This is a genomic window from Streptomyces anatolicus (assembly GCF_019400875.1).
GTDB classification, from domain to species: domain Bacteria; phylum Actinomycetota; class Actinomycetes; order Streptomycetales; family Streptomycetaceae; genus Streptomyces; species Streptomyces anatolicus.
The window spans coordinates 1-5,076 of the sequence record NZ_WMBF01000458.1 but is presented as its reverse complement, the minus strand read 5'-3'; the positions used below and the strand labels follow the sequence as shown (position 1 = coordinate 5,076).

The 5,076-nt window shown below is 72.2% G+C and carries 5 protein-coding genes; 3 read left to right on the top strand and 2 right to left on the bottom strand.

Features of this window, described 5'->3' with window-relative positions:
- Both GKQ77_RS27345 and GKQ77_RS27340 read right to left on the bottom strand, forming a co-directional pair.
- Positions 1-923: acyl-CoA dehydrogenase family protein (locus GKQ77_RS27345; protein WP_219691601.1), on the bottom strand; the 923-nt coding region annotated here is incomplete at its 3' end.
- Complete coding sequence (locus tag GKQ77_RS27340; RefSeq protein WP_219691600.1) at positions 923-2,155, bottom strand: acyl-CoA dehydrogenase family protein; 1,233 nt, start codon at positions 2,153-2,155, stop codon at positions 923-925. The genes GKQ77_RS27345 and GKQ77_RS27340, both read right to left, overlap by 1 nt.
- A gap of 161 nt (positions 2,156-2,316) precedes the next feature.
- On the opposite strand from GKQ77_RS27340, the gene GKQ77_RS27335 reads away from it, so the two are divergent.
- From GKQ77_RS27335 to GKQ77_RS27325, 3 genes are all read left to right on the top strand, one after another.
- Positions 2,317-3,150, top strand: coding sequence for an SDR family oxidoreductase (locus GKQ77_RS27335; protein ID WP_219691599.1), 834 nt, complete (start codon positions 2,317-2,319; stop codon positions 3,148-3,150).
- Positions 3,151-3,270: 120 nt separating this feature from the next.
- Entirely contained in the window at positions 3,271-3,858 is a 588-nt protein-coding gene (locus tag GKQ77_RS27330) for a TetR/AcrR family transcriptional regulator (protein ID WP_219691602.1), read from the top strand.
- A gap of 46 nt (positions 3,859-3,904) precedes the next feature.
- Complete coding sequence (locus GKQ77_RS27325; protein ID WP_219691598.1) at positions 3,905-5,062, top strand: acetyl-CoA C-acetyltransferase; 1,158 nt, start codon at positions 3,905-3,907, stop codon at positions 5,060-5,062.
- Positions 5,063-5,076 lie beyond the last annotated feature (14 nt).

Sequence of the window (5,076 nt, the reverse complement as noted above, 5' to 3'; positions counted from 1 at the left end):
GCCCGCGCCTTGGTGAGCCACAGGGAGAGGTCGAACTCCGCGGTGTATCCGATCGCCCCGTGGAGCTGGAGCGCGGCGCGTGACGCCCCGTAAGCCGCGTCGGCCGCCGTCACCTTGGCGGCGGCGATGTCTCCCGGCGCCATGGTCAGCGCGGCCCCGAGCACCAGGGGCCGGACGAACTCCAGCCGGATCAGGACGTCCGCGAGCCGGTGTTTGACGGCCTGGAACGAACCGATCGGCGCCCCGAACTGGCTGCGCTGCTTCACGTACGCCACCGTCCTGTCGAGCAGTGCCAGCCCGACGCCGAGCGCCTGCGCCGCCGTGACGAGCGCCGCCCAGTCCCTCGCGTGCCGTGCCGCGCCGGCCACGGCGGGGCCGGTGGCGAGCAGTTCACCGCCGGACAGTGGCGCGGCCAGGCGCCGAGCGGGGTCGAGGGACCGTCGCACGCGCGCGTGCCCGGGTGCGAGCCGCAGCTCACCGTCGGCCACGGCGAGGAACAGGCCCGCCTCCTCCGCGTCGAGCGCGTACGGCCCTCCTTCGGGCAGCGTCAGCGTCGCGCACGCCGCACCCGAGGCGAGCGAGGGCAGGAACCTCTTGGCCGGTCCCGGCTCGCCCAGCTCCGCCAGGCGCGCGAGCAGCGCCTCGGCCGCCACCGTCTCCACGGCAGGCCCCGGCACCGCGTGCCGACCCAACTCCACGAAGGCGACGGCTGTTTCGAGCGGCAGCGGCCCCTGCCCCTCGTACGCCCGCGGCACCGGCAGCGCGAACACCCCCGCGTCCGCGAGCCGCGCCCATACCGCGCGCCCCGGCCCCCGGTCGCCGTCGCCCCACGCGCGCGTGGCCGTCACCGTGTCCTGCGCACTCAGCATCGCGTCGAGCGAGCGTGCGAAGTCGCGCTGCTCGTCGTCGAGGAGGAACCTCATCAGCGGCGTCCCTTCGGCAGCCCGAGCAGCCGCTCGGCGATGATGTCGCGCTGGATCTCGTTGGTCCCGGCGTAGATGGGCCCGGCGAGCGAGAAGACGTACCCCTCCATCCAGTCCTGCCCCGCCGGTGCGCTGTCCCCGTCCTGCCCGGCCGCCGTGCCGTCGGCCAGTTCGCCCTCGGCGCCCAGCAGATCCAGTGCCGTCTCGTGCAGCGCGATGTCGTACTCCGACCAGAAGACCTTGTTGAGGCTGGACTCGGCGCCGACCGTCTCCCCGGCCGTGGAGCGCGACGCGCAGGCCCAGGTGAACAACTCATAGGCGCGCGCCCCGATGACGGCGTCGGCGACCCGGTCGCTCAGCGCGGTGTCGGCCGGGTCCCCCTGCGCTCGCCACCGCCGCGCGAGACGGTCGGCGGCGGCGCGGAAACGGCCGGGGGAGCGCAGCGTCAGACCGCGTTCGTCGCCCGTGGCCGACATGGCGATCCGCCAGCCCTGGCCCGGCTCGCCGATCACGTCCTCGTCGGGTACGAAGACGTCGTCGAGGAAGAGTTCCGCGAAGGCGGGCTTGCCGTCCAGGCGGCCTATGGGGCGGACGGTCACGCCGTCCGCGTCGAGCGGGAACATCAGATACGTGAGCCCCCGGTGCGGCTTGCCCGCGGCACTGGCGGCGCCTGCGGCGCTCACGGCACCCGCACCGGTGTCGTACGGCTCGCTGCGGAAGAGCCCGAACGCGCGGTCGGCGAACGCGGCCCGCGACGACCACGTCTTCTGCCCGCTCAGCAGCCAACCGCCGTTCGTGCGGCGGGCGGTGGAGCGCAGCGACGCCAGGTCGGAGCCCGACTCCGGCTCGGACCAGGCCTGCGCCCAGATCACCTCGCCGGTCGCCATGGCGGGCAGCACCCGCGCGCGCTGTGCGGCGGTGCCGAAGTCGAAGAGAGTCGGTGCGAGCAGGCTGATGCCGTTCTGCGAGACCCGGCCCGGGGCCCCCGCCGCGTAGTACTCCTCCTCGAACACCAGCCACTTCACGATGTCGACGCCCCGCCCGCCGTACTCCTCGGGCCAGGACACCACCGACCAGCGGGCGGCCGCCAGCTCGCGCTCCCACTCCCGGTGGGCCGTGAAACCCTCCTCGGTCTCCAGGGAGGGCAGCGGCGTGGCCGGCACATGCGCCGCGAGCCAGTCACGCGCCCGCTGCCGGAACTCCCTCTCCTCGGCGGTGAAGTCGAGGTCCATCAGCCCACCTCCCGGAATTCTTCGCCCACACTTCCCTAACAAGTGTTTGGTAGGTTACCGTGTGGGCAGTCAAAGAGTCGAGGGTCAGTAGTCGTCAGAAGCGAGAAGCAAGAAGTCGCATGTCGGATGTCAGTACGCAGCATCGAGCCGGAGGCACGCCCATGGACGCACCCGCTTGTCCGCCGGGACACGACCTGCTCGCGGGGCGCACCGCCGTGATCACGGCGGCGGCCGGCGCGGGCATCGGCGGCGCCACCGCGCGCCGCTTCCTGGAGGAGGGCGCGCGCGTCGTCATAGGTGACGCCCATTCCCGCCGCACCAAGGAGGCGGTGGCCGCGCTCGCCGAGGAGTTCGGGGCGGACCGGATCGACGGCGTCCCGTGTGACGTGACCGTCGAGGCGCAGGTCCAGGGCCTGTTCGAGCTGGCGGAGCAGCGCCATGGCCGCCTGGACATCGTGGTGAACAACGCGGGCCTCGGCGGGACGGCCCCGCTCGCCGAGATGACCGACGCGCAGTGGGGCAAGGTCATCGACGTGACGCTGAACGGCACGTTCCGGTGCACACGCGCCGCCTTGCGCCGCATGCGGGCGGGCGGTCCCGGTGGCGGTCGCGGTGGCGGCGGCGTCGACCGGGCCGGTGACGGCACCGGCGGCGGAGTGATCGTGAACAACGCCTCGGTGCTCGGCTGGCGCGCGCAGGAGGGCCAGGCGCACTACGCCGCCGCGAAGGCCGGGGTCATGGCCCTCACCCGCTGCGCGGCGATCGAGGCGGCCCCCCACGGCATCCGGGTCAACGCGGTCGCGCCGAGCCTCGCCATGCACCCCCACCTCGCGAAGGTCACCTCGCCCGAGCTGCTGGAACAGCTCACCGCCCGCGAGGCCTTCGGGCGGTACGCGCAGCCCTGGGAGATAGCCAACGTGATCGTCTTCCTGGCCAGCGGCTACTCCTCGTACCTGACGGGCGAGACGGTCTCGGTCAGCAGCCAGCACGCCTAGGCGGAGAATGACCGTGTGTCGAAACCGAACCAGAGCACCAGCGAACCGAACCAGCGCACCAACGGACCGAAGCAGAGCACCGGCGGACCGAAGCAGACCGCCGGCAAGAAGAAGCCGCAGGTGAGTCCGTCGCCCGAGCGCCGACGCGAACTCCTCGGCATCGCCGCCGATGTCTTCGCCGAGCAGGGGTACAACGCCACCACGGTCCGCAAGATCGCCGACGCCGCCGGCATGCTCGCCGGCAGTCTCTACTACCACTTCGATTCCAAGGAGTCGATGCTCGAAGAGATCCTCCGCACCTTCCTCACCGAGCTGTGGGACGGGTACGACTCCGTGCTCCAGGCCCAGCTCGGCCCCCGCGAGACCCTTGAAGCGCTCGTCACCGAGTCATTCCGGGAGATCGACCGGCACCGCGCCGCCGTCGCGATCTACCAGAAGGAGTCCAGGCACCTCGTCGCGCAGAAGCGCTTCCAGTACCTGTCCGACTCGCAGCAGCGCTTCGAGAAGGCCTGGCTGACGACGCTGGAGCGAGGCGTCGCGGAAGGCGTCTTCCGCGGTGACCTGGACATCCGGCTCGCCTACCGCTTCGTGCGCGACACGGTCTGGGTCGCCGCGTCCTGGTACCGCCCCGGCGGCGGCCACAGCCCCGAGGAGATCGCCCGCCAGTACCTGTCGATGGTCCTGGACGGCATCTCCGTGCGCACGTAGAGCGGCGCGCCGTCCCACGGCGCCCACGACCGAGGAGTACGCAGTCATGGCCGAGGCCTACATCGTCGAAGCGGTCCGCACCCCCGTCGGCAGGCGCCAGGGAGGGCTCTGTCAGGTTCACCCCGCCGACCTGGGCGCCCACGTCCTCAAGGCCCTCGTCGCGCGCACCGGCATCGACCCCGCCGCCGTGGAGGACGTCGTCTTCGGCTGCCTGGACACGGTTGGGCCGCAGGCCGGGGACATCGCCCGCACCAGCTGGCTCGCCGCCGGGCTGCCCGAAGAGGTCCCCGGCGTGACGATCGACCGCCAGTGCGGATCGTCCCAGCAGGCCGTGCACTTCGCGGCGCAGGGCGTTCTGTCCGGCACCCAGGACCTCGTTGTCGCGGGCGGCACACAGAACATGTCGATGATCCCCATCGCCTTCGCCTCCCGGCAGGCCGCCACACCACTCGGCCTCACCGAGGGCCCGTACGCGGGCAGCGCGGGTTGGCGCGCCCGCTACGGCGACCGGCCCGTGAACCAGTTCCACGGCGCACAGCTGATCGCCGCCAAGTGGGGCATATCCCGCCGCGACATGGAGGAGTTCGCCCTCCGCTCCCACCGGCGCGCGGTCCGCGCCACCGACGAGGGCCGCTTCGACCGCGAACTCGTCGCGTACGGCGACGTGACCGCCGACGAAGGCCCGCGCCGCGACACCACCTTGGAGAAGATGGCGGGCCTCAAGCCCGTCCTCGAAGACGGCACGATCACCGCCGCCTGCTCCTCACAGGTCTCGGACGGCGCCGCCGCACTGCTCATCGCGAGCGAACGCGCCGTGCGGGAACACGGGTTGACGCCTCGCGCGCGTGTCCACCACCTCTCCGTGCGCGGCGAGGACCCCATCCGGATGCTCTCCGCGCCGATCCCCGCCACCGCGTACGCGCTCAAGAAGACCGGCATGACCATCGACGACATCGACCTCGTCGAGATCAACGAAGCGTTCGCGCCGGTCGTCCTGGCCTGGCTGAAGGAGACCGGCGCGGACCCGGAGAAGGTCAACGTCAACGGCGGTGCGATCGCCCTCGGCCACCCTCTCGGCGCGACCGGCGTCAAACTGATGACGACCCTCCTGCACGAACTGGAGCGCACAGGCGGCCGGTTCGGACTCCAGACGATGTGCGAGGGCGGCGGCCAGGCCAACGTGACGATCATCGAACGCCTCTGACCGCCCCTCCGTAC

Coding starts and splice junctions, on each gene's coding strand:
- GKQ77_RS27335 (WP_219691599.1), top strand. CDS start 2,317: ATGGACGCACCCGCTTGTCCGCCGGGACACGACCTGCTCGCGGGGCGC.
- GKQ77_RS27340 (WP_219691600.1), bottom strand. CDS start 2,155: ATGGACCTCGACTTCACCGCCGAGGAGAGGGAGTTCCGGCAGCGGGCG.
- GKQ77_RS27325 (WP_219691598.1), top strand. CDS start 3,905: ATGGCCGAGGCCTACATCGTCGAAGCGGTCCGCACCCCCGTCGGCAGG.